The sequence below is a fragment of the Dehalococcoidales bacterium genome, assembly GCA_030698765.1.
In the GTDB taxonomy this organism is placed as follows: Bacteria; Chloroflexota; Dehalococcoidia; order Dehalococcoidales; family UBA2162; genus JAUYMF01.
Genome location: JAUYMF010000145.1, coordinates 1 through 24,689 on the forward strand (window position 1 = coordinate 1; position 24,689 = coordinate 24,689).

Here is a 24,689-nt window from a genome sequence, read left to right on the forward strand (position 1 = left end):
AAGTTATTCCCAAATGAAATGATGTCATCTACAGAATTAATAATATTCACTCTCTCTTTTCCCAATTCGACCAGCAGTTGGGACAGAGAACCAATTCTTCCATAGACTTGAGCCATGCTTACCCGTCCAACGGTTGTCCAGACATTCAAACTAAACTATACTATATTCTTATTAATTTGGATAATAGTTAATGACCAAGCCAATTCATACAGCTTCTCACAAGAGCTGATAAACGCCAACCCAAAGATCCTCGTTCCGTGTATTGTCCGGTACCGCCCCCTTTTTATTCTGTCCGCTGAGACTCTCCCGCTGATTTCTGCTATAATTTCCATTATACCTTTGCAACTGTGATAGCCGGGATTACTCTAAAGGAGGCTATGATGAACGGGAAAAAGAAAATCGGCATTCTTACCGGCGGCGGTGATTGCCCGGGACTGAACGCTGCCATCAGGGCGGTGACCAAGGCGGCAATCCGGGACGGTCACGAGGTGATTGGAATTCAACACGGCTGGAAGGGTTTCCTGGATGGTGAATATAATCCTCTGGACCGCATTAAGACCTCAGGAATCATTGACCGGGGGGGGACAATCCTGGGGACTTCAAGGTTAAGCCCCTTTTATGTGGAAAACGGCGTCGATAAGGTTCTTTCTGAATTTAAGCGACTGGAATTAGATGCGCTGGTGGTCTTGGGGGGTGAAGGCACCCTCTCGGCGACCAATCGGATGTCAAAGCTGGGTATGCCGGTGATAGGAATACCCAAGACCATTGATAATGATGTCAGAGGTACGGATTTCACGATAGGATTCCAGACGGCTGTACAGATCGCCACTGATGCCCTGGACAGACTCCGTTCCCATGCGGAGAGTCATCATCGGGTGATGCTTCTGGAAGTAATGGGGCGGAATGCCGGCTGGATTGCCGTTTACTCCGGCATGGCTAACGGGGCAGACGCTATCTTGATCCCGGAAATTCCTCTGGATAAAGGCAGATTGGACGACCTCTGCCAGATGTTGATAACAAGAAGCAAGCGGGGAGCAACCTTCAGTATTGTCGTCGTGGCGGAAGGGACCGTACTGGAAGGAAGGACGGTAGAAAAGGTCGTCTTCGATAAATCGAAAGATTCCGAGGAACGTTTACTGTGTGGAGTAGCCAGCGTCCTGGAGGAGATTATTGCCCGGGAAACCGGGCTGGAGACCAGGGTTTCTTCTCTGGGCTATGTGCAGCGCGGAGGCACTCCCGTGGCCTATGACCGCAGCCTGGCTACCGCTTTTGGCGTTAAAGCGGTTGAGCTTATCAATGCCGGAAAATACGGAGAGATGACGGCACTAAGAGGGAACAGAATTACCAGTTTTCCCCTGGAATGGGTAGCTGACGCCATAAAAACGGTAAATCTCAATATCTACCATGTCGCTGAGAAGTTTTTCGGCTAGACAGTGTTTCTGTCAGAGACGGGCGGCCAACCAGTTCTCAATGTCGGCAAATACCTGCTCATGCCCCGGCTCATTGAAAATCTCGTGGTAGAAGCCATCATATAGTGTCAGGGTCTTGTCCCGTGAACTGATACGCTGATGCAACATCTCACTACCTTTCGGGTCAGATAAACGGTCAGCGGTCCCGTGCATAATCAGGGCGGGCAGGTTTATCTCCGGCATTTGCTGTGGTAGCTTGCGTATCATCTTCATGAGTTCAGTACCCAGCCGGGCGCTGATTTTCCCACGGTATACCAGGGGGTCGTTTACATAGCTGTCCACGACTGTGGTATCCCTGCTGATGGCAGACGCGTCAATCAGTGTGACGCCTGTTTTCGGCGATAATAGTGAAAGAAGGTTGGCGGCGGCAGTAATCATTAATGAGGGATTGCTGGCTAAACTGATGGTGGCGCCGGAGAGAACCAGTCCGGCAAATTCTTGCTGGTGGTGGATAGCGTAGATGGCGGCAATCATTCCCCCCATACTGTGGCCAATAAGGAAAACTCGGGCGTTATGATTGTTGTCGGGCACTGTCTTGAGAAAGGTATTGAGGTCATTAAGATAGTGCCGGAACCGCTCGACGTGTCCCTGTTGTCCCTCCGATTTACCGTGACCACGGTGGTCGAAGCTGTAGACAGCGTAATCTCTGGCGGTAAAGTAGCGGGCCAGACCGGCATAGCGCCCGCTGTGCTCAGCTAGTCCGTGAACGACAACCAGTAGCGCCTTCGGCTTACCGGCGGGCAGCCAGCACTGGTAGTGGATGTCAAGGTTTCCGTAACCACTAAATTTGCCTTGCAGGTGCTTCACATTTTCAAGTCCAAAGCCAGGCAACGGAAATACCCAGTGCCGCCCCGGCCAGTACCTCCACTTTGGTATGGCCTATCAGTTCTCGCAGGTGCTGTTCAAACGCCGGTTTTCCTGTGAAAAGCTCGGCTATCATGCTGTTAATAATAGCCGCCTGGGCGCTTATTTCCTGGCGTAGTCCGGCAGCGTCATACATCACTATTGCCGCCAGGATGACGGTGAAAGCAAAAATCGTCGAGTCGATACCGTGCATCAGACCTACTGTGGTGGATAGAGCGCAGACCAGTGTCGCGTGCGCGCTCGGCATTCCTCCCATACTGAACAGGTAAGACAGGTTCAACTGTTTATCGCGTAGCGATAAGATGAACGCTTTAAGTATCTGGGCGATAGCCCAGGCAGCCAGGGGGACTATCAGTGGTCTATTACCTAAGATCAGATCCAGGGTCGTCTCCTTTCCGCGGAGAAATACATTATTAAGTCTATATTAAACCTTTGTGGTTCGCTACAAATGAAAAGAGCATCATGCCTGACGCTCTTTTGCTAGGCTGTTGCAGCCAGGGGCAATTATTTTTCCTCTATGGTTATTCGTATTATTTTATCACCCGACTTGATTTGTGTGAGGACATCCATCCCCCCGGTTAGCTGGCCGAACACCGAGTGTTTTCCGTTAAGATGGGGCTGGGGAGCGTAGGTGATGAAAAACTGGGAACCATTCGTGTTAGCGCCGGCGTTGGCCATTGATAGCGTTCCGGTGCCGTGGGTGTGCGCGGTAAATTCGTCTTCAAATTTGTAGCCGGGGCCGCCCATGCCGGTTCCGGTGGGGTCTCCACCCTGGGCCATGAAGCCGGGGATGACGCGGTGGAAGGTGACGCCGTCATAGAAACCCTCGCGGGCGAGGAAAACAAAATTATTAACCGTTACCGGAACGTCTCCAGCGAACAGCTCCAGTACCAGGTCACCCTTTTCCGTCTCAATGGTAGCCGTGTATTGTTTGCTGGTATCAATTTGCATCGTTGGTGGCGCTGAATAAGTTTTACGTTCTGCTGGCATCGTTGATGGTGTTGAGTTAGTCTTAGTCTCCGGCGTGCTCCCGGCGCATGAGGTTAGCAGAATTACCGCCAGGGCTAATGTCATGCCGGCGATTCGGGACAGCCTCCCGCTAATCATAAGCTAACTCCCTCCTTTCTATATTCTGATAAAGATAGTCTACCTGCTTCAGGCAATGAAAGCAAGCCCCGGAGTGCGCCTTTGAGCCTGAACCCGCTATCCGTCATATTCCTGTTACAGACTCTCTCTTAAGGCTTTCAGGTTCACGACATCTTCTTTGTTATATTGCAGGAGCAGCGCCAGGGCACGCCGGTCACCGCCATTCCGGTACTCCCGCCACAGCCTCACTGCATCATAGCCCCCGATCCCCTTCAGCCGTCTGGGAATACCCAGCTTTTGCTCAACTGCCTTGAAACCGCCGTAAAGGTTCATTCTCCAGCAATCATACATCAGGTCGTGGTGGGAGTAATGCTCGGTTAAATCCACGCTTAAGAAAGTCTGTATGAAGGGAAGGTCAAACCGGCTCCCGTTGTAGGTGTAGATGGTGCAAACATTCTCCAGCGCCCTGATGAGATTCGGCCCGGTAACGTCGTCTCCAACCAGTTGAATCATAGCGCTGGTATTACCGTCATCACGGTGAATACCGATGACGGTAATGACATCGTATACGGCGGACAGCCCGGTAGTCTCGATATCCAGGTAAGCATCGAACATCAGTATTGCCTGCGTTTCCCTTCCCTTTGAAAATTGTACCCTTTTTCTTCTTTCGCTGTCTACCTGATTACTTGCCACATTGAGGTTGACGTCCATCCCTCTTAAACTCACCCTTTTGGGGGTTTGTGGGTAAGGGTAAGGGGGTGAGGTCGAAGCTCAGCAACGATGTCCTTAGTACCTAGCTAAATCAGCAACCTCTATGCGGGTAGTACAGTGAGCCGTACCGGGCAGGACAGGAAAGCACAACCAGTACAGCACAACCTTAAAGCAGGCTCTGAGAAACTGCCACCGGATGCCTATTCAGTCAGCTACCACAGAAGAGTGTACTAGTCTTCAATAGCGGCGACACTGCACGGGCCCATATGAGCGCCTTTTACCATAAGCGGCTGGATAGATAACTTTACCCGCGGCTGCTTGATAGCGCCGCAGTTGACCAGTCCCCCTATCGCCGTCAGTCCGGCACGTATGCTGAAACCCCTCGTGGTTTCCCCGGTCTTCTTGTTCAGTCCGCCCACATAGCCGACATCGTATAACCACAGGTCGCTGCCGTTCTGCTCCAGCAGGTCCAGGAGCCTGGCTGCCGTGGCCGTGGTGAAATGGGGGCTGTTTTCCCGGTAATCATGCCCTATCTTCAGGTAACGTTCGTCATCACCCCAGCCGGTACGCAGTAACAAAGCGTCTCCCTTTTTCACCGGCGCTTTGTTAAAAGCCGCCTCCAGCTCTTCTACCTCCACGATTCCATCCGCTTCCTTGGGAATATCAATGATGACACCATCCCGCAGCACCAGTTTATTCAGGTCAACATTATGCAGTCTCCTGGGGTCATCCTTGTACTGTGCCTGGTAACTGGGCAGGATCATCCTGGTGCCCTGAGCGCAGAAGATATTGAAAACGAAAAACTCGGCGCCATCTTCATACGAGCGTACCTTGTCCATTCTGAACGCTTGCGGCCACAAGGGATGGCCCTTGAAAGCTGAATGCCCGTACCCGTCGGACATATCTTCATATAGCGGCATTGTCAGGTTGATTACCCTCATTTTGCTACCCTCCCTGTTTTAATTTTTATTTAACCCGCTGCCGGATGTGAAAGCAATATAACACAAATCCCATCCTTGTCAAAATCGCCGGGGAAAAAGGGCGGTCAGCCAGGCATCAAATTACTCTTGATGGAACCTTACTCTCGCCTGCCCTTCAAATAGTCGATAGCCCACTGAACAGCTTCATCTCCCTCAAGGTCAATCTTGTAATCCGGGGCTATCCCCTTTCCTTCAATCAGACGTTCATTGGGAGTAAGCCAACGGGCTGTGGTAATGTACAACGCCGAACCATCTTTCAGGCGGTTCAGGGTGTTGACGCTGCCCTTACCGTAGGTGGTGACGCCGGCTATTGTGGCGCGGCCGTAATCCTGTAAAGCCCCGGCCAGCACCTCGCTGCCACTGGCGGAGAAGTTATCCGTCAGTACCACCACAGGCAATTCCGTAGTTACATTCGCGCGCTTAACCGAATAAGAAGTCCGGTTCCCCTGATTATCTACCACATAGACCACAATTCCTTCTTTCAGGAAGTGGCTGGCAACATCAACCACCTCCTCCAGTAAGCCGCCGGGATTACTGCGCACGTCAAGAATGAGTCCGGTTGCCCCCTCATCACTGACACTTTTAAGCGCCGGGGATAACTCTTCATCAGTACGCCTGGAAAAATGGTTAATACTGATATAGCCGATATCCCCTTTCATCTCAAAGGAGACGCTGGTTATCTCTATTTCAGCTCTAACTATGGTAATTTCCTCGGGGCTGGTATCGCCCTGGTGCTGAATAAGAAGTGTTACCGATGTCCCCCTGGGGCCGCGAATATGCAGCACCGCCTCTTCCAGGCTCATCTCTGATGCAGGGCTACCGTCAATTTCCAGTATTATGTCACCCGGCTTGATGCCTCCGCTGGCAGCCGGTGAGCCGGGAATAGGCGCGATAATCATCAACTGCCCATCCCTGATACCGACATGAGCACCGATACCATCAAACTTTCCCTGCAGGTCACTGGAGCTCAACTGGTAGGTCTCAGCGTTCAGGTAAGACGAATACGGGTCATCTATCTCCTCGATGATACCCTTAATCGCGGCTCCGCTCAGGGCACTGGCATCAAGTCTGTCCCTGTCCACGTAATCATTAAAAATAATATCCCAGGCTTCGGTCACGACATCCAGCCCCAACCTGTCCGCTGAAGAGGTAGTAACGCCCAGAACACAACCGGCGCCAAAAGACAGGACAAGCCCCGTCACCAGTAGCAGAGTTATCAGTATGGTTCTTCTTTTTTTTGACATTAACCTACTCCTGTCAAAGTGTAGCGGCACACTTTGCTCCATTATTCAAGAAAAGGAATAAACCTGGTGAAGGCGGGCAAGCAAACCTGTAAGCCGAGTTCTGTACTCCGGTTTCCCGGAGCGGTGACCATCTATCTAGCCCTGGCGTTACCGCCAGGGTCAAGCGACCAACCCGGGGACGAGGCCAGGCGCCATTTTGTCCCCCTATTCGGTCTTGCTCCAGATGGGGTTTACCCAGCCGGCTGGTCACCCAACCGCTGGTAAGCTCTTACCTCACCATTTCACCCTTACCCGCACTGGCTGCCAGCCTGCTTTATCATCACAACTGACATTTACTGTCATATAACAGCCAGCCGCTGGCGGTATGTTTCTGTGGCACTTTCCGTAGGGTTACCCCTCCTGGGTGTTACCCAGCACCCCGCCTGGTGGAGCTCGGACTTTCCTCCCGCCTTAAGAGCGGGCGGTCACCCGGTTTACTTGACCCACCTCCATTTTAGTTTAGTATAGAAGGTAGCGTAAGTCAAAGCCGCACCGGTTATTACTCAATCTTAGTTGCTTGGCGGTGGTGAAGATGAGTAGGTGGGTAGGTAGGTGTTATAATCCTCTTAAAAAGTTGAGGGAGTTATCATGCCATTATACGTCATCTTCGGGCTGTCATTTTTGGCAATTATTTGTATTGGTGGCTTCGTTATGCCTCGCATTAGCTGGTGGAAGACTATTGAAGTCCCAGATAGAGCATTGGCGTATCTCGCCCTTTTTATTGGCTTTTCTTTACTGTTCCAGCAGGTTACAGAATACAATCACGGCTTGGTATATGTGTTGTCTACAGTTGATGCCAGACAAACCATTGACGGCTCAACAATTAACCCAAAAGTCATTGGTATATGGTGGTGGGTAATGGTTTACTTATACTGGATTTTTATAGCGTCTGCTTTGCTGGCTACCGTTGCTTTATTCAGAGGTACAGTAAAAGACATAAGGGATAGTAAGGCTAAAGACAACACGAATCAGGATAATGAGGTACTGAAACGGCTAGACAGAATAATAGAATTATTGGAGAAGTAACGATGAGTAGTGGAGTAGTCTGTAAATACTGTCAATCCGAGAACGTTCGCAAATACGGCAAGTACAAAGAGACTCAATATTACTACTGCAATATCTGCGAGCGTAAGTTCTCCAATCCTGGCGCGATTCCCAAGATGCAGTATTCTACTTCCAAAGTCGCCGATGCTATCTCCATGTACTTTGAGGGAATGAGCCTGAAAGAGATACGACGGAACTTTATCCAGCAACACAACGACTATATATCAGACGTGACCGTGTTGAACTGGGTAAACCGATTTACCGACCTAGCTGTGAAGGAATCTGAGAAGCACAATCCCAACGTAGGCTCAATTTGGGTAGCTGATGAAACAGTTTTGGATATAGACGGTAAGAACATTTGGCTATGGGATATCATAGACGCTAAGACCAGATTCCTGATTGCTACCCATATGTCATTCACCAGAACGTCTAACGATGCTGAACAACTAATGAAGCAGTCATACGAGCGAACAGGTAAAATCCCCCGTGTTATCTACACGGATAAGTTGAGAGCTTACTTGGAGGGGATAGAGCGTGTGTTTGGTGCAGATACCAGACATGCCCAAGGCGGGCCGTTTGACATTGAGGACAATACAAACGCTATTGAGAGGTTTCATGGTACGCTCAAGTCCAGAACTAAGGTCATGCGTGGGTTACACACGGTAGAATCTGCTAAAAAGTATCTGGACGGTTGGCTGGTGCATTACAACTTCTTTAGACCACATATGAGCCTGAAAGACAGCACTCCGGCTAGGGCAGCTGGTATTAAGTTCCCACATAGGAACTGGAAAGACGTGTGCGAACAGCCGTTTAGGATAACAGCTAGAATACCTATGAGGGAAGCCGAGATACTACCTGATGATGCACCTGTTACTAAAGCAATTCGTAAGGTAGTAAAGCGTAAGAAGCTACTTGTCAGACGGAAGCGGGAAGAGCCAATGACAAGTGTATTACAGATAAGGAGTAGGTGATGACGGGGACTGGACTCGTTAGGATACTACACTACTGTAAGAACAGGATATTGACTAATTGCCAGATTAGCCATATCAGGAACAGGGACATAAGCAATCTGCTCATAGTCTCACCTCCTTTCACAGCGTGTGTAGCCGAAAAGGTGAGGTGATAAGTGAGCCGTCAGTACGTTGTCCCCGTCATCACCGAATATTCTAGCAGTAGGGGAATGTATGTGCAACTAAGATTCAGTAGAACCCCGCACCGGTTCTGTTTGCATTTGGTTGGTTTTATTTGTCATTGCGAGGAGTCCGCCTCCGGTGGACGACGTGGCAATCTGGGGGTAAGGGATAATTCCGCCCCCGCCGAGATTGCTTCGCCCTCGGGACTTCGGCGTGAGCTCAGTCGAACGCTGAACTCGGGCTGAAGCCTTCCGCCTGTGGCGGAATGGTATCGTAATGACACCGCCAACCAAAACCGAATAATACCGCCGCACGTCCTTGCACTTCAGTCTCCGGTGACGCTATTAACAGACAGGTGACATTATTAACGCTGTTTCCTTTCAGGAGGGTTCAGGAAGAGGAGCGAAGCCCCTCTTATACTCCCCTGATAACCACAGAGGCACCACCGTTCAGGTATCCCAATATTGACAATCAACCGTGCCTCACAGATAATACTATAGCAGGCAAAGCGTCCGGTCTGAGCGGAGGCTTTCCGGATAAATATAGATACAGGAGGAAGACGCAAAAAATGGCGAAAGTTGGAGACACGCAACAGGGTATCGCCCGGATGGCCCGCGAGGTAGACGAAGAATGGCAGAAGTCACGCGTGGTGAGGAAAAGCGAGGAACTGAAGTTCGAGACCAACGAAACAGGCACTACCGCCCAGGTGATAAATAACAAACTGGGCTTCTCCAATAAACAGATTAGCTCCTTCATCCGCGAGATACCCGTCGGCTGGAAGAGCGGCAAGCACAAGCACAACATGGAAGCCATCATCATGATTATCCAGGGCGAAGGTTACACGGTAGTCGACGGTACCAAACACGAATGGAAGAAAGGCGACGTCATCAGCGTCCCCCCGATGACCGTTCACCAGCATTTCAACACCGGCAAGACGGAGGCCGCCCGTTTCTTTGCCGTGACCACCATCCCCCTGATGGTGAATATAGGTTCCTTTGTCGCCGAACAACTGGAGAACGCCGGCAAAATCTAGACAGGCGGATAAGCGCTTAGCGGAAATCAAAAGTCCGGTATTTCAGGCTTAGCAAAGCCTGACGAGGACTGGAGAAGAATAACCTGGTTTCCAGCTTTCCGGAGAGAAGCCGGGCTATGCTTTATTTTTTAAATAATCCAGGAAATCCTGCTTTAGCTGGGGATAAAGTACCGCACCCTTGAAATTCAGGGGAATCGGGGCAAACCGGATGCGGTCAGGGCGGGCGCCTTTGGACACCTTTCCCGTGGCGGTTCCCATGAAATCAGCCTTCAGCCGCGCTTCCATCCCAACCACTTCTCCGGCAAGCTCAATGGTCACGCAGCAGCTATCCTCGTGCTCGCTTTCCAGCCTGAGACCAACCACGGCCAATTTGAAATGGTTGGGTTGTAACTGAAAGTCTTCGAGCAAGATTTCGGACAGCTCAGCGGCAATCTGCTCATAGGCATAGTTAGCCCCGCCGCGAATCAGTAGCGCCGAATCGCGTGATAGCCAGTAGTAATCAAGCTCCCTGTCTCTGGCGTTCTTCAAGGTAAAAACTATATCCCTCAGGCCTGTATACCACCCCTCGCGGAACACTTCTGCGGTGGCCTGAGCATCACCGACATACCCGCTCATCACATTTGGACCCTGAGTGACCAAATAGCCGGGCTCGCCGTCTTCGCAGGCGCGGAAATAGTCCTTGCTCCCCGGATCAATCGCTTTCACTACTTTAACCCGGGTAAACGGGTAATGCTCTCTGCCAATATAATAACCGGCGGCTTCTTCCCCCTGATAGCTATGTGCCCAGCCAGCCTGAAAGGCTTCCATAAGCCCGTCAGATGACAATGTTGTCGGCGTAGCCATCACCTGAAGGCAGGTCTCCGTCGACCCGAAACGGACGTGAGGCAATTTCTGACTGAAGCTGAGGATGCGGTTGACCGTCGTCGGGCCGACGGGTGCCGAACCTATCAGAATCTCGGTCTGTTCCAGGGCTTTGCTAATCTCAGCCCGGTCAACCGCCAGCCGGGACTCACCAAGCAGAGAATCCAGAAAATCGATATGCCGGGAGACCAGGGAGGTAATGAGCAGCCCCCGTTTGTGCTGGGCTACCTCGACCAGTATTTTCCAGTAAGCCGAGGTATACCGCTCCAGGAGATGGACAACCGCCCCGCTGCGCCGCATGCCCCAGTCAGCCAGGGCTGAGGAATTCGTATGGTGCAAGGGATTGACCAGCAGCAGGTCCAGCGGCGTGTCCGCTGAGATGTTGAAATAATATTCAAAGGTGAGCCGGGTGGCCAGGTAGCTGCGGTGCGGGAGACTGACTCCCTTGGGTTTGCCCGTAGTGCCGGAGGTAAAAATGATCATTTTTTCGTCATCATAGTTGAGTTCCGGGTAAGCCACAGAGTCACCGCTCCGGTAATCCTCAATGTTAGCGGCGGGGAGGAAATAGACTGAGGGAAGGGAAGGCTTTATCTCCTCCACCCTGCCGGCGAAGCCCTCATCATAGACCATCACTCTGGCATCCGTCAGCTGCGTCTTGTAGATAATGTGCTCATTGTCATCCGCCTGCCAGTTGATGGTAACCGGCACACAGCCCATCAGCATCGCCGCCAGTCTGAAGACCAGGTCATAGAGACTATTCGCCGAAAAGCCAAGGATAATACGGTTACCTTTACCCAGTCCCCGGTCGCTGAGATAAGCCGCCGCCGACTCAGCCAGGCTCCAGAACTCCCCCCTGGTCAGGGTACGTTTCTGGATGCTACCCCCCACAAAGGTATAGTAATTAAGAAAGACAGAACCCCGGTCAGCAAAGGCAGCCCGGTACTCATCCAGAGGGGAGGGAAAGGGGGTCAGGGAAGTAACAGGACGACCATCGCTGAGATCATATAAACCGACACTATTCTCCGACAATTTAGCTCCTGGTTTCCATCTTTCTGGGCGCGGTGATTTCGCCATATAACTCCGGAGACCGGTCAGAGATAAAGTCCATCTCAAACTCGCCGGGCTTAAAAACCATGCGCTTCTGTCTGGCGTCTTCCAGGTTAAGCTCGGCGTAAATGACCTCTTCATCTTCCTTGCCGGCTTCCGCCAGGGTATCTCCCCAGGCATCAACGATTTTGCTATTGCCCAGGAACCTGGCGCCTCGCTCGACACCAACACGATCGACCGCCACAAAGTGCACCTTGTTCTCAAAAGCGCGGGAGTTGACCACGAACCTGGCAATCTTTCCCCGACCGTCCGGCCAGTTGGTCGGCAATACCAGGATATCCGCACCCCCCAGCGTCATAATCCGGGCGCACTCGGGAAAGTTAGTATCGTAACAGATATGCAGACCGATATTGCCGATCGGGGTGTTGTACACCCGGAACGGCTCATTGCCGCGGTCAACGAAACGGTCTATACCGAGAAAGGGCAGGTGGTTTTTGCGGTACCTTCCCACCAGTCCACCCGGCCCGATGAGGACGGCAGCATTAAAGCACCTGTCACCGTCTATCTCCAGCAGACCGACGACGACATGGACGCCGAGCTCCCGGCAACAAGCAGCCAGTTTCTCGGTACCGGGGCCGGGGATAGTCTCCATGAATGGTATCGCCTCTTCCCGGCTGGCGTAAACGTAGCCGGGCAAGGCGCATTCCGGGAACACTACCAGGTCAGCCCCGTTACCGGCCGCAGTCCTCGTTTCTCTGAGTATTTTATCGAGGTTCTCCCGGTTGGCCATTATTTTAGGGTCCATCTGGACTCCGGCGACTTTTACTTTGTCATTCATCACTTTACCTCAACTCGACTATTTGGCTGGCATTAGCTCCGGCATTGCCAAACAATCCCCTCATAAGCGGTTTCAGCCATTAGCATATCAAAGTATAAACTGAATAGCCATGAATGACAAATAGTTTATACTTTGACAATAATCAGACCGGTTGCCTGGAAATTTATCCGCAGCTTTACGAATGAGTAAAACGTTGACAGGCGGAGAGAAGCGGTAGTAGCATATCTAACCAGATAAAACAATCACTTTTCCGCGGAGAGCTATCATTTGGAAAATAGCCCGGCAACCGAAGACACGGCGCTGAAACCTCCGGGTAAGAAAGTTTGCACTGCCTGCGGTACCATAAATTACTCCTCCTCCATCTATTGTTATAAATGTGGCGCGGAGCTGCCGGGCCAGGTCGATGACAGGGTAGAGGCGCCGGGAAATCCGGCCGGCTTCTGGGTAAGGTCCCTGGCATTTGTTATTGACCGGACATTCCTGGTGATAATCGGGGTCGCGCTTGTTGTAGTCTTTACCGGAACATCACTGGCAGAAGCACTGGCACAGTATTTTGACCTCAATAGGCCGGTTTCCGGAGGTGAATATCTGATTGGCATCGGCACTGAGATTACCTACTGGACACTGACAACAGGCACCTGGGGGAAGACTATCGGGAAGGCGATGCTGCGTCTCAAAGTCACCAGAGTTGACGGTTCCAGGCTTACCTATGCCCGCGCCTTTGCCAGGTACTGGGCATATTACGTATCCATACTCACACTGGGCCTCGGCTTTATCGCCATTGCTCTCAGCTCTAAGAAGAGAGGGTTCCATGACTTCATCTGCGATACCAAGGTATCAAAGCAGGAAGTATAGAGGTGTACTGCTGTTATGCAATCCTGGGTACTGCTGGTCCTGGCCTTCGCGCCGGGCATTTTCTGGCTCTGGCTGATATACCAGCGGGATAAGTTCAGGCCGGAGCCAAAAGCCCTGGTGGTGCGGACGTTCCTGTGGGGTATGGCTGTCGCCATTCCGGTAAGCGTAATGGAATTCGCGCTGTACCCACAAGCCGGAGACATCCTTCAGACCGATAACCTTTCTCTGGGAACCATTGCTTACATCTCTTTTATCGTTACCGGGCTGACGGAAGAGCTGGGGAAATTTCTGGTGGTCAGAAGAACGGTATATGACTCCCCTTATTTTGACGAGCCGATGGATGGGATTGTCTATGCTTCCGCTTCAGCGCTGGGTTTCGCCTCACTGGAGAACGCCGGATATATTATCACTTTCGGCTGGCAGGTCATTCTGGCGAGAGGGCCATTCTCTACCTTGGCCCATGTTCTTTTTTCCGTGATGTGGGGATACCCGCTGGGACTTAGCAAGCTCGGCAGGCCCGGCAGCAAAGCCCTGCTATGGCTGGGACTGGTAGGATCGATGGTAACCCACGGCCTGTTCGACTTTCTTCTTTTCACGAATAGCGCCTACAGCTTCCTGGTGATACCCCTGTTTCTTGGTGCCGGATTGCTTTTCCTCATAATCCTGAAACAGGCGCGCCAGATTTCGCCGTATAAGGAAAAGGTCGGGGAACTGGTGGTAAAGTGTCCGAACTGTGGCAGCGATGTTCCATATTACGCCGATTTCTGCACTTCATGTGGGGCTGAGCTGGGGAAAGCAACAGTGAAGGATATTATCTTCTGTAGCCGGTGCGGGGCGCCGCTGGACAATAATGTCAGCTTCTGTACATCATGCGGAAGCCGTATCAACAGAAAATCGGGCGCCAGGTAATCAGGACGACCGCAGTTTACTTTAATAGAGACGGACGGACTGAAGCCAGCGAATTTGCTGTCAGTTCGATTCCAGGAATCAAGCAATCCTCTTATCCGAGCTCAAGCTGACCGCCATCTTTATCGCTTCCTCAAGGCTCCGCGAATCGGCAATCCCCTTACCGGCAATGTCAAAGGCGGTACCGTGGTCGACAGAAGTCCGCACCAGGGGTAACCCCAGGGCAACGCTGACACTTTGCTCAAAGCCGTATACCTTTACCGGGATATGCCCCTGGTCATGGTACATTGCCAGGACAACATCAAACTCCCCGCCAAGGGCACGGTTAAACACAGAATCGGCCGGAAAAGGCCCGCGGGCATCGATAGCTAAACTCCGGGCGTCCTGTACCGCCGGTTCAATCTGCTCGAGTTCTTCGCTGCCAAAGAGCCCTCCCTCCCCGGCATGGGGATTGAGCGCGGCAACTCCGATGCGGGGGTGCTCAATCCCCCACCCCCGGAAAGAATCATGGGTCAGTTTAAGCCGGGCCAGGACTCTCTCCCTGGTAACCAGGTCACAAGCCTGTCTCAGGGAATGGTGAGTGGTCAGATGTACCACCCGCAGACTGCCGCTGACCAGCATGGTAGCATACTCGGTGGCTCCGGTAAGACGCGCCAGGAATTCCAGGTGCCCCACCTCCCCGTATCCTCCCCGCCGGGTCGCTTCTTTGTTAATCGGCGCCGTGACCAGGGCACTGACTTCACCATTCAAAGCCAGCCGGGCCGCTTCAGCGATGTATTCCATAGCTGCCCGACCACAGGGAGCGCATACCTGACCACGGACAATTTCTTCTCGTTTCAGGTTGTGCAGGTCAAGAAGCTCGATAGTACCATACTGTCCCTCAAGCCCGTCTGCCGATTTCACCGGGCGCAATCGCAACCGCTTGCCCGCCAGCTTTATCGCTTCCTGTATGACAAAACCTTCACCCACCACCAGGGGACGGCAAATACCATAGATTGACACGGAGAGAAGAGCTTTGACAACAACCTCGGGGCCGATGCCGGCGGCATCACCCATGGTTATGGCAATAACCGGTCTTTCTTCCAGTAGAGTCATAACACCCACCGGGGAAATTAATACCTGTCCTTTTGATTTTGAATGTAGACCATCTGTCCTCACCTGTCAATAGTCTGGTTAGGAGACCGTTGGCAAAGTCAGGGTACTTTACCCACTGATAAGCTTTTCACAAGCCAGCGATTAGACGGGACAGTCCTCTATTACTACGGACTTCTCCGCAAAATTAACCAATGTGGTCGATTTTTCTTTTGTGAATGATTTGGTGAAAGACCGCTACACGCCGGATTTTGGTAGACCTGCTGAAGCAGAAGGGACTGGCTCAAAGTATACGCACTCAATGAAACCAGCGGCTGCTTCATTCACCGGAGATAACCGCCTTCCCTTTGATTTCCCCTGAAGATTTTTTCAAAACACCGGTAACCAATTAGCCGCTTTTCCGTTATATATAACAAATGGGCAAGCGGCACTTTTATATTCGAGCCTGTAGGGTCGGCAGGCTGACCTCTGCGGACTGATGAGCTATCTCTTTGAGATTTGGGGTCAGTATTTAGAAGTGTAATATTAGCCTGTGGACTATGATCTCGGAACAGGAGGAAAAAATGATTAACGGAAAACTGAGGCGATTCCTGGGTATCCCTCTGGCGCTGGTTGCGGTTACTGCTCTGGTGACGGTCAGCGCCTGTACCCCGGCCGAAGCGAAGGCGCTGGAAGGTATTCTGGAAAAGGTGGACACTGTCAACGGCGAGATTACGGTGGTGACCAGGGATGGCAAGACGGTAGTCCTGACAATAGCCACTGAGGCGTCGGTGGAGACCGAAGAGGAGTCTTCAACCCTGGAAACGTTGCAGCCCGGCGCTTCCGTGGAAATCAGGGTAGATAAGGATGAAAAGGTGGCTCAGCGGATTAAGGCGCGCCAGGCGGAGATGGGAGGCGTTATTGTCCATATTGATGGTAATGAAATTACCATTGAGTCTGAAGGAGGTCAGCAGACTGTGCTCCTGGTAGCCGATGGTACCCGTATCGAAATCAAGGACTCCCGGGGCACACTCGCCGACCTGGCTACCGGACAGGAAGTAGAAATCAAATACGACCCCACTACCCGTACCGCCCTTAAGATTGAAGTTGAGGAACCTGAAAGAGAGGCATCGGCGGCGAAATGGGGCATTGTCGAGATTAGAGTCACCGACCCGCCCCCGGCTGATGTTGTCAGTGCCGTTGTTTACCTGAGTAATATTGAAGTCCACAGGGTATCCGGCTCGGACAATACCACTTCGGATAATGTCAGCGGTGAATGGATACAGGTAATCGGGGCTCCAACCAGTTTTGACCTGATGGACGTTATCGGAGTGGAGCAGGTACTGGGCAGCGCCAACATCACGGCAGGGCGTTTTACCCAGATACGCATGGATGTGGACAGGGTGGAAGTGGTTACCACCAGTGGGGACAATATTACCGCTGAAGTACCCGGCGGTAAGCTGAAGATCGTCCGTCCGTTCAATGTCGGCGGTGGCGCGAAGACGGTGCTGACCCTTGATTTCGATGGAGAAAAATCCCTGGTGCTGACAGGGAGAGACGGGGCGGCCGGTAACAGGAAGGCCCTGTTCAAACCGGTAGTTAAACTGCTGATTGAAAAGGATAAAGGAGTCGGGGAGGACGAGGAGGATGAGGCGGAAACTGAGGAAGCAGAAGAGTCAGAAGACGGTGGTGGTGGAGAAGGCTGAAGAGGATAAGTAAAATAAACAGGCTCCAGCCTAAATAGCTAAAATGCCGGTGCTGGAGCCTGTTTCTGTTTTAGATGACGGCGAGATTTATGGTATTATTCGGTTTTGGTTGGAGGTGTCATTGCGAAACCATTCCGCTATAGGCGGAAGGCTTCAGCCCGAGTTCAGCGTTCGACTGAGCTCACGCCGAAGTCCCGAGGGCGAAGCAATCTGTGTGTGGGGAAGGGTGCCCCTCACTTCTCAGATTGCCGCGTCGCGGAGTTTACACTGAGCGAAGAGAATGTGCTCCTCGCAATGACAAATAAAACCAACCAAACAGAACCAGATTTATCGTGGCATAGAAGCCGTAGGATATATAATATTTAGGAAATGTTATTGCGGACTGCTGTCCTGGCCGGAGTCCAACTCCTCGGGTTCAATCTTGCGGGGCTCATCCATGCCTTCCAGGTGGTCTATATAGAGAATACCGTTGAGATGGTTTATCTCGTGCTCCAGGGCTTGAGCCAGCAGTTCCTCAGCCTTAATCCGTATCTCTTTGCCATTCCGGTCCCACCCTTTGACCGTAACCGCCAGGGCGCGTTTGACCTGCCCGATGTAGCCCGGTATGCTCAGGCAACCCTCATTTATCAGGCGTTCCCCGCTTTTGCGCACAATCTCCGGATTGACCAGGACTATCTCTTCCTGTTCCGGAATGCCGATAACGGCGATACGCAGGGAAATACCCACCTGGGGGGCGGCTAACCCCACCCCTGAAGCGGAGTGCATTGTCTCCAGCATATTATCAATCAGCTTGCGTATTGAATTGTCAATCTGCCTGACCCGTTTTGCTTTCTGCCTCAGTATCGGGTCGGGCACGGTACGAATGGGAATAATTGCCATTAAATCTTCACCGGTAATAATGCTATCCCGCGAAGGGAGTTGATTCTGTGTTTTACACAACTTAATTGTAACTTTTACAGTCCTACCGGGTCAATATCTATTGCCCAGCCCTGAGGGATAGATACCGGTGCCAGGAAAGCGGACGGGTCGGCGCCGCGGAGTACCAGCTGCCAGCGGAACCGGCCCCGCAGCCGGTGAATAAATGCCGGCGCCGGCCCGATAACAGTGAGGCCGGCTATCCCCCTGGCGTCTCTCTCCTCGATAAGTAATCGCCTCAGGTTTTCCGCCTCTTTCCGGCAAAAGGCATCGTTGGTGTGGCTGAAGGTGAGCCGGGCCAGACGGCTAAAGGGCGGATTGTGAAGCTGCCTCCGGTAGGTTATTTCTCTTTCGTAAAAAAGGCTGTAGTCGTGTTTAGCCGCCGCCTGAATGGCGTAGTGTTCCGGGGTGTAGGTCTGAATGATAACCTGTCCCCCCCGGGGCCCACGTCCCGCTCTTCCCGCTACCTGGCTCAGTAGCTGAAAAGTCCTCTCTCCGGCGCGGAAGTCAGGCCGGTTCAAGCCGTAATCGGCGTTGACCGCTCCCACCAGGGTGACCCGGGGCAAATCGAGGCCCTTGGTAACCATCTGGGTGCCGATGAGAATATCAGCCTGGTGGCTGCGGAACCTTTCCAGTATCTCCCGGTGGGAATCCTTCTTTCTGGTGGCATCACTATCCCAGCGCAGTAGCCGGGCTTGCGGGAAAGCAGTGCCTGTTTCCTGCTCCAGTTTCTGGGTGCCGGTACCCAGAAATTTTATACGGCGGCTCTGGCACCGGGGGCAGACCCGGGGTACCGCTGTTCTGTAGTTGCACTGATGACAGACCAGCATATCTTCATCCAGGTGATAACTGAGCGGGACATCGCAGCGCCGGCAGTTGAGGGTAAAGCCACAGTTGCGGCACTGAATGAAGGTGGCGGCCCCTCTCCGGTTAAGGAAGAGGATTACCTGTTCTCCCGCGGTCACCGCGTTACTTATTGCCTCTGATAAAGAGTGGCTGAACAGGCTCCTGTTGCCCGCTTTAAGCTCATCCTTCAAGTCTACAATCTCGACCCGTGGTAGCGGCGCATTCTCACTGGGGGTAACCCGCTCAGGGAGGTGAAGCAGGTGGTAGTCTCCTCTACAGGCGTGATAGAAGGTCTCTACGTCCGGAGTGGCGCTGCCCAGGATGACGGTAGCCCCGGTTAGTCCGGATAGCTTGATGGCCACGTTGCGGGTATGGTAGCGCGGCGATTTGTCATCTTGCTTGTAAGTCCATTCATGTTCCTCGTCAACAATAATCAGTCCCAGGTCCGGTTGCGGGGCAAAAAGGGCGCTCCTCGGCCCGATGACCACGTCAAATTCCCCGGCTCTGATACGCTGCCATTCGTCAAATTGCTCTCCCAGGGAAAGCTGACTGTGCAGGACGGCTACTTTGCCGGGGAAGCGTGAGGCGAACCGCTCTATGGTCTGGGGGGTGAGGGCAATCTCCGGGACCAGGACAATGCCCCGTTTCCCGGTTTTGATGGTTTCCGCCAGAGCCTGCAAATAGATTTCCGTCTTGCCGCTGCCGGTAACTCCGTGGAGCAGAAATATTTTTGAATCCGTCTGTTCGGCCAGACTTTTTCTGATTGGTCGGAATACAGCATCCTGTGACGCGGTAAGAGGTAACGGCAGCGAGAGGTTTACGTTCCATGCGGAAAGGGGGTCTCGTCTTGTCTGAATATATTCAGTTGCGACCAGGCCTTTGCTGACCAGGGCATCAACCACCGATTTGTTAGACCGGGTTTCTTTTCTGGCTGCCGCCAGGGATACCGTTCCGGGTTGCTGAATCAGGAAGTCGAGGAGAGCCGCCTGTTTACGGGCTCCGGACTTATTCAAGCTGCTTGCTTCCTGTTGCGCCTGGTCAGGGCTGATCGCCAGGTTGAGGTAAGGCTCCTGTCTGGGACTGGCCCTGACCGGTTCCAGCTCGTAGCTTCTTGTCGCCAGTCCCCGCTTTACCAGTTGTGATATGATGGACTGGGACTTCTTCTTGCCTGTTTTATTCTCCAGTCTTCTCAGATTTACCTTGTCCTCTTTACGCACTGTTTCCAGGAGAAGTTTCTGGTCAGGGGTGAGGGAAGACAGGTCGAAATCAGGGAGGAGCGGGGAAGCCGTAATAAAGGTAAGCGCTTTCCGTTCAAAGCCGGGCGGGAGCATCAAAGCGACGGCATCGAAAATGGGTGATAAATAGTACTGGCTTATCCAGCCAGCCAGTGACACGGCTGCCGGGGATAATACCGGTTGCGGTTCAATGATTTCGGCGATTTCCCTGGTTTCGGCTACTGCCGGGTATTCGCTTAATGCCAGAACAATACCCTGCAGCACCTTCTCACCGAAGGGTACCAGTACCGCCTGCCCGATACTGATATTCATTCCGGAGGGGATGGCATAGCTGAATGTCTGGCGCGGCGCTACCGGTGAATTAACACAAACCTCAGCATACCCCATCCTGCGCTCCAGAGAGGTGTTTCCGTTGTAGTTCTATTCCTGTTTCAGCTCCGGTTGCTCTTCCTGCTCCGGTTCCGGAGTTACCTCTTGTGTCAGTTCTGCCTCCGGTTCTAACTCCGGCAGCAATGCTTCTTGCTGTTCTCTTTCCAGTCTCAGCGCTTCTTCCCGTTCCAGCGCTTGCGGGCTTAGCCGTCTCTCCTTAATCCGGGAGGCTTTAGCGCTCAGTCCGCGGAGGTAATAAAGCTTGGCACGGCGTACTTTACCGTGTTTGATGACTTCCACCTTTTCCACACGCGGTGAATTGAAGGGGAAGGTGCGCTCAACACCGACCCCGTAGGTGACGCGTCTCACCGTGAAGTTAGAGCCCTCCCCGCCGCGCCGTATCCCGATTACCACTCCTTGAAAGGCCTGGATTCGTTCTTTGTCTCCCTCGATAACCCTGGTACTGACTCTTACCGTGTCGCCGGGGGCCAGGGTTGGGATTTTAGGGTTTGATTTGACCAGTGATGCAACATTCATTCCAAAACTCCATTATGTTTATTTAGCGTTATTTACCGTGCTTGTCTCAGCCTCTCGACCGTTTGTTTTTCCTCTGAATTCAGACTGGCCGAAGCCAGTAGCTCCGGGCGGCGTTCCAGCGTGCGGAGAATTGCCTGCTCGCGCCGCCACCGGGCAATCCGGGCGTGATTTCCGGAGAGAAGGATTTCAGGAACAGCCCAGTCCCGGTATACCGGGGGACGGGTGTACTGCGGGTATTCGAGAAGTCCGCTGGAATGAGAATCATCCTCCGCTGAGGCTTCTGAGCCGAGCACCCCCGGCACCAGCCTTAAGAGGGCATCGGCGATTACCAGGGCGGGCAGCTCGCCGCCGCTGAGGACATAGTCGCCGATGCTGATCTCATCAGTGGCCAGGTACCGGGCTACCCGTTCGTCAATGCCCTCGTAATGGCCACAGATAAGAATTATCTGACGATATCCTGATAGCTCCTGAGCAATCCGCTGGGAAAAGAGCCGGCCCTGCGGGGTAAGCAGAATAATCGGTAATATATTTTCTCCTTCGGGTTGTATTTCTGTTTTTAGCGTTTCTACTGCTTCGAAAATAGGTTCAGGTTTCAGTACCATACCGGCGCCGCCGCCGTAGGGATAATCATCAACTGTGTGATGTTTATCATGGGTACAGTCCCTGATATTACGGATGTTGAAACTAGCCAGTCCCTGGTCGGCGGCGCGCTTGAAAATACCGCTGCTCAGGGGACTCTGGAACATCTCGGGGAACAGGGTCAAAATGTTAATTCGCATTGACTGTCCTTTGGGTCTCTGAGGTCACATTTCCTGAATTGCTTTCAACGTTCATTGGCAGCTAAAAACACTCTCCTATTCTAGCACAGAGAAGGGCTGTTGAGAAAGCCCTTCCGTTCAGGGACTGTTTTAGTGTTTTCTGGAGGTTAATTCGTCACCGGTTCTGGTTGAGGGCGGCCTGAAAATAGAGGATTTGCCAGGAATCTAAAAAAATTTTTGCCAGGGGGCTTGACAAATGGAAAATTATGTCTCAAAATGGTGAGAAGTGGTAAATAGTGGTTAAAAGTGGTAAATAGTTCTATCCTCTGGAGCTGGTAATGTTTTTGGGGGAATTCGAGTATAAGATTGATGAGAAGGGGAGGATATTAATTCCGCCCAAGTTCAGGCGGGAACTCAAGGACGGGGTGGTACTGACGCCAGGGGTGGAAAAATGTATCAATATCTATTCCGTATCTGAATGGAAGAAACTGGCGGATACTCTAACTACCGGTTCGGTTACCCCCAGCAAATTGAGAAGGCTGAACCGGGCTATTTTTGCTACCGCCTTCACTCTGAACATTGACGGGCAGGGGAGAATCCCTCTGCCCGTTCCGTTACGGGAATATGCCGGCATTGAAGATGATGCGGTTATTGCCGGAGCGAATACCTATCTGGAGCTATGGAACCGGGAGCAGTGGGAAGAAGAGAAAACTATCAGCCAGGAACAGGCCTGGCAGATTATTGAGAGTCTAGAACGGCATTGATGAGTCAAACCATGGTAGCGTCATCTCATATCCCTGTTCTGGTAGAAGAGGCACTTGAGGCACTCGCTGTTCAGCCTGGTGGCCGCTATATCGATTGTACTCTTGGGGGTGGCGGGCACGCGATTGCTATCCTGAAACACAGCTCACCCGGTGGGCAGCTACTGGGTATTGACGCTGACCCCGAGGCGATAGAAATAGCCCGGGGAAGGCTGGAATCTTATGCCAGTTCCGCTCTGCTCGTTACCGATAATTTTGTTAATCTGCAGGCTATTTGTTACAAGCATGACTTTTCCCCGGTGAATGGTATTTTACTTGACCTGGGACTCTCTACTCTTCAACTGGACAGCAGTAGTCGCGGTTTCAGTTTCCAGCGGAACGCTCCGCTGGATATGCGTTTGAACTCTGACCAGGAGATGACCGCTGCCGATGTCGTCAATACCTATCCGGAGAAGGAGCTCGCCTATCTGCTCAAGACGTACGGTGAAGAAGGGTACAGCCGGCAGATTGCTCACCGGATTGTGCAGGAGCGTCCGGTAGAAACTACCGCTCAACTGGCCCGCTTGGTAGAGCGAGTTTATGGCAGCCGGAGGGGCAAGATCCATCCCGCTACCAAGACCTTCCAGGCGCTGAGAATCGCGGTCAATCAGGAGCTGGAACACCTGGAATCAACCCTGAAGCAGGCGGTGGAGCTTCTTGGTTTTGGGGGCAGGCTGGTGGTTATCAGCTATCATTCCCTTGAAGACCGCATCGTCAAACAGTTTATGCAGCAGGAAGCCAGGGATTGTATCTGCCCTCCGGGCATACCTACCTGTGTTTGCGGGCATACTGCCCGGCTGCGGTTAATCAATAGAAAAGTGATTACCCCTTCTCCGGAGGAGGTCCGATTGAATCCGCGTAGCCGCAGTGCCAGATTGAGAGCCGCCGAGCGTGTTGTTACTCAGGATGAGCATAATAAGCTGGTGGAGCGGTTGTGTTCTTCAACGGAGGCAGAAATTAATGGTTGGCGGAGGCCATTTTTATTGAAAAAATTGCGCCAGACTTTTCTGGCCGTTTGATTTTTAAGTTACCGGAGAGTACGAGAAAGGGGGCATCAGATGTGAAAATCGGGTTAATCAAAAAAGGAGAGAAACTAACTGGTAAGGAGGAATTAAATGGGCAAGCAGACTACTATAGCTTCTATTGATGTTGGTACCACCAAGATATGCACCACTATCGCTGAGATAAATGACGGCGGGTCCCTGCGTGTGGCTGGTGTGGGTATTACCCCGTCTAATGGCTTACACAAAGGACTGGTGGTAAATATCAATGACGCCAGAGAGTCAATCCGCAGGTCAGTGATTAAAGCAGAACAATCCAGCGGGTATAAAATAGAATCAGCCTATGTCGGTGTCACCGGAAGGCATGTTGCCTCACTGAATAACCGGGGGGTAGTTGCCATCACCCGTAATGACCGGCTGGTGCGGCCAGAGGACTTGAGGCGGGTGATGCAATCTGCCCAGAGCGTCAAGGTCCCCGGTGACAGAAAATTGCTTCACGTTATTCCACGAGGTTACGCGGTTGACGGACAATCCGGAGTCAAGAACCCGGTGGGAATGCACGGCTTCCGGCTGGACGTGGAGACTCATGTCATTACCGCGGCTGTTGCTTCCGTTCAGAACCTGGCCAAGTGTATTCGGGGTATTGGCATTGATATTGAGGACATGGTTCTTGAGCCTCTGGCCAGCAGCGAAGCTATCTTGACTGAAGATGAGAAGCAGGTCGGTGTGATACTGGCTGATATCGGTGGTGGTACCACGGACATTGCCGTATTTAAAGATGGCAGTATCTGGCATACCGCTATTCTGCCGGTAGCCGGCTATCAGCTTACCAGGGATGTTGCCATTGGCCTGGGATTGCCGTTTGAAGTAGCTGAAGAGATGAAAAAAATGCATGCCAGTGTTATGCCTGTGTACGAAGGCAAATCAGATTCCGGCAATGTGATGGCTGAAGATGGGCACGGAGCGTCTTATCAGGACCTGTGCGACATTGTCCGGGCGCGTGTCGAGGAGATTATGAGACTTATCCTGCTTGAGCTACCGCGCTCCGAGTCTGAATATGAAGCCCTGGTCCCGGCGGGCCTGGTACTGACCGGTGGTAGCTCTAACCTGTCCGGCATAGATATACTGGGCCGGGATATATTGCGTCTCCCGGTCAGAGTGGGTTCCCCAAATAACATTTACGGGATTACTGATGCTCTTTGTAATCCAGCCTATGCTACCAGTGTCGGTCTCCTGCTCTGGGGAGCCAAACACCAGGGTGAGCAGGGCGGGAAATTCAGGGGCTTCGGTGGCGGCTGGCGGCGTTTGGTTTCCCGTGTCTTTCAACTATTTGGTTAGACA

General features: G+C 52.4%; 21 protein-coding genes, 1 other RNA gene and 2 pseudogenes. 10 read left to right on the forward strand and 14 right to left on the reverse strand.

Annotated features, from left to right (window positions below; genetic code table 11):
* Nucleotides 1-377 precede the first annotated feature (377 nt).
* Entirely contained in the window at nt 378-1,430 is a 1,053-nt protein-coding gene (locus Q8Q07_06930; protein ID MDP3880018.1) for an ATP-dependent 6-phosphofructokinase, read from the forward strand.
* 12 nt (nt 1,431-1,442) lie between these two features.
* On the opposite strand, the gene Q8Q07_06935 is transcribed toward Q8Q07_06930, so the two are convergent.
* From Q8Q07_06935 to rnpB, 7 genes are all read right to left on the reverse strand, one after another.
* On the reverse strand, nt 1,443-2,276 hold the full coding sequence (locus tag Q8Q07_06935) for a lysophospholipase (GenBank protein MDP3880019.1): 834 nt from the start codon (nt 2,274-2,276) through the stop codon (nt 1,443-1,445).
* A gap of 4 nt (nt 2,277-2,280) precedes the next feature.
* The gene (locus Q8Q07_06940) at nt 2,281-2,688 is read right to left on the reverse strand and encodes a divergent PAP2 family protein (protein ID MDP3880020.1); all 408 of its coding nucleotides are present in this window, start codon (nt 2,686-2,688) and stop codon (nt 2,281-2,283) included.
* 149 nt (nt 2,689-2,837) lie between these two features.
* A complete protein-coding gene (locus Q8Q07_06945) occupies nt 2,838-3,284 on the reverse strand; it encodes a peptidylprolyl isomerase (protein MDP3880021.1) in 447 nt (148 codons plus the stop codon).
* Between the two features lie 270 nt (nt 3,285-3,554).
* The gene (locus tag Q8Q07_06950) at nt 3,555-4,130 is read right to left on the reverse strand and encodes a ribonuclease H-like domain-containing protein (protein MDP3880022.1); all 576 of its coding nucleotides are present in this window, start codon (nt 4,128-4,130) and stop codon (nt 3,555-3,557) included.
* Nucleotides 4,131-4,360: 230 nt separating this feature from the next.
* Nucleotides 4,361-5,071, reverse strand: a complete 711-nt coding sequence (locus tag Q8Q07_06955; protein MDP3880023.1) for a cyclase family protein — start codon at nt 5,069-5,071, stop codon at nt 4,361-4,363.
* A gap of 137 nt (nt 5,072-5,208) precedes the next feature.
* A complete protein-coding gene (locus Q8Q07_06960) occupies nt 5,209-6,354 on the reverse strand; it encodes a S41 family peptidase (protein MDP3880024.1) in 1,146 nt (381 codons plus the stop codon).
* Nucleotides 6,355-6,427: 73 nt separating this feature from the next.
* An RNA gene (rnpB, locus tag Q8Q07_06965) (RNase P RNA component class A) lies at nt 6,428-6,834 on the reverse strand.
* Nucleotides 6,835-6,981: 147 nt separating this feature from the next.
* Here rnpB and Q8Q07_06970 point away from each other — a divergent pair.
* The 3 genes from Q8Q07_06970 to Q8Q07_06980 all read left to right on the forward strand — a co-directional run bounded on the left by Q8Q07_06970 (nt 6,982) and on the right by Q8Q07_06980 (nt 9,603).
* On the forward strand, nt 6,982-7,419 hold the full coding sequence (locus Q8Q07_06970; GenBank protein ID MDP3880025.1) for a hypothetical protein: 438 nt from the start codon (nt 6,982-6,984) through the stop codon (nt 7,417-7,419).
* Nucleotides 7,420-7,421: 2 nt separating this feature from the next.
* The gene (locus Q8Q07_06975; GenBank protein ID MDP3880026.1) at nt 7,422-8,408 is read left to right on the forward strand and encodes an IS6 family transposase; all 987 of its coding nucleotides are present in this window, start codon (nt 7,422-7,424) and stop codon (nt 8,406-8,408) included.
* Between the two features lie 730 nt (nt 8,409-9,138).
* Nucleotides 9,139-9,603, forward strand: a complete 465-nt coding sequence (locus Q8Q07_06980) for a cupin domain-containing protein (GenBank protein ID MDP3880027.1) — start codon at nt 9,139-9,141, stop codon at nt 9,601-9,603.
* Between the two features lie 114 nt (nt 9,604-9,717).
* On the opposite strand, the gene Q8Q07_06985 is transcribed toward Q8Q07_06980, so the two are convergent.
* Together Q8Q07_06985 and Q8Q07_06990 are read right to left on the reverse strand one after the other, a co-directional pair.
* Nucleotides 9,718-11,493, reverse strand: a complete 1,776-nt coding sequence (locus Q8Q07_06985; protein MDP3880028.1) for a class I adenylate-forming enzyme family protein — start codon at nt 11,491-11,493, stop codon at nt 9,718-9,720.
* A 1-nt stretch (nt 11,494) separates the two neighbouring features.
* Nucleotides 11,495-12,349: a carbon-nitrogen hydrolase family protein gene (locus Q8Q07_06990; GenBank protein ID MDP3880029.1), complete on the reverse strand. Its 855-nt coding sequence runs from the start codon at nt 12,347-12,349 to the stop codon at nt 11,495-11,497.
* 267 nt (nt 12,350-12,616) lie between these two features.
* Here Q8Q07_06990 and Q8Q07_06995 point away from each other — a divergent pair, with 267 nt between their 5' ends.
* Nucleotides 12,617-13,204: an RDD family protein gene (locus tag Q8Q07_06995; protein ID MDP3880030.1), complete on the forward strand. Its 588-nt coding sequence runs from the start codon at nt 12,617-12,619 to the stop codon at nt 13,202-13,204.
* 15 nt (nt 13,205-13,219) lie between these two features.
* The gene (locus Q8Q07_07000) at nt 13,220-14,113 is read left to right on the forward strand and encodes a PrsW family glutamic-type intramembrane protease (protein ID MDP3880031.1); all 894 of its coding nucleotides are present in this window, start codon (nt 13,220-13,222) and stop codon (nt 14,111-14,113) included.
* A 78-nt stretch (nt 14,114-14,191) separates the two neighbouring features.
* Here Q8Q07_07000 and pdxA read toward each other — a convergent pair whose 3' ends face one another.
* Nucleotides 14,192-15,205 (reverse strand): 4-hydroxythreonine-4-phosphate dehydrogenase PdxA, encoded by a 1,014-nt coding sequence (gene pdxA, locus Q8Q07_07005; protein ID MDP3880032.1) that lies wholly within the window; start codon nt 15,203-15,205, stop codon nt 14,192-14,194.
* 560 nt (nt 15,206-15,765) lie between these two features.
* Here pdxA and Q8Q07_07010 point away from each other — a divergent pair.
* Nucleotides 15,766-16,887, forward strand: coding sequence for a DUF4382 domain-containing protein (locus tag Q8Q07_07010; protein MDP3880033.1), 1,122 nt, complete (start codon nt 15,766-15,768; stop codon nt 16,885-16,887).
* 372 nt (nt 16,888-17,259) lie between these two features.
* Here Q8Q07_07010 and def read toward each other — a convergent pair whose 3' ends face one another.
* The 4 genes and pseudogenes from def to trmD form a co-directional block, all read right to left on the reverse strand.
* A complete protein-coding gene (def, locus tag Q8Q07_07015; GenBank protein ID MDP3880034.1) occupies nt 17,260-17,766 on the reverse strand; it encodes a peptide deformylase in 507 nt (168 codons plus the stop codon).
* Between the two features lie 74 nt (nt 17,767-17,840).
* Nucleotides 17,841-20,270: a primosomal protein N' gene (priA, locus tag Q8Q07_07020; protein ID MDP3880035.1), complete on the reverse strand. Its 2,430-nt coding sequence runs from the start codon at nt 20,268-20,270 to the stop codon at nt 17,841-17,843.
* A 195-nt stretch (nt 20,271-20,465) separates the two neighbouring features.
* Nucleotides 20,466-20,789: pseudogene (gene rplS / locus Q8Q07_07025) on the reverse strand (50S ribosomal protein L19).
* 32 nt (nt 20,790-20,821) lie between these two features.
* The gene (gene trmD, locus Q8Q07_07030) at nt 20,822-21,568 is read right to left on the reverse strand and encodes a tRNA (guanosine(37)-N1)-methyltransferase TrmD (GenBank protein MDP3880036.1); all 747 of its coding nucleotides are present in this window, start codon (nt 21,566-21,568) and stop codon (nt 20,822-20,824) included.
* A 317-nt stretch (nt 21,569-21,885) separates the two neighbouring features.
* Between trmD and mraZ the strand changes: the two genes are divergently transcribed.
* The 3 genes and pseudogenes from mraZ (at nt 21,886) to ftsA (ending at nt 24,686) form a co-directional block, all read left to right on the forward strand.
* Nucleotides 21,886-22,311, forward strand: a complete 426-nt coding sequence (gene mraZ, locus Q8Q07_07035) for a division/cell wall cluster transcriptional repressor MraZ (protein ID MDP3880037.1) — start codon at nt 21,886-21,888, stop codon at nt 22,309-22,311.
* An 11-nt stretch (nt 22,312-22,322) separates the two neighbouring features.
* Nucleotides 22,323-23,246 (forward strand): annotated as a pseudogene (gene rsmH, locus Q8Q07_07040) (16S rRNA (cytosine(1402)-N(4))-methyltransferase RsmH).
* A gap of 216 nt (nt 23,247-23,462) precedes the next feature.
* Nucleotides 23,463-24,686, forward strand: a complete 1,224-nt coding sequence (gene ftsA, locus Q8Q07_07045; GenBank protein MDP3880038.1) for a cell division protein FtsA — start codon at nt 23,463-23,465, stop codon at nt 24,684-24,686.
* Nucleotides 24,687-24,689: the final 3 nt, after the last annotated feature.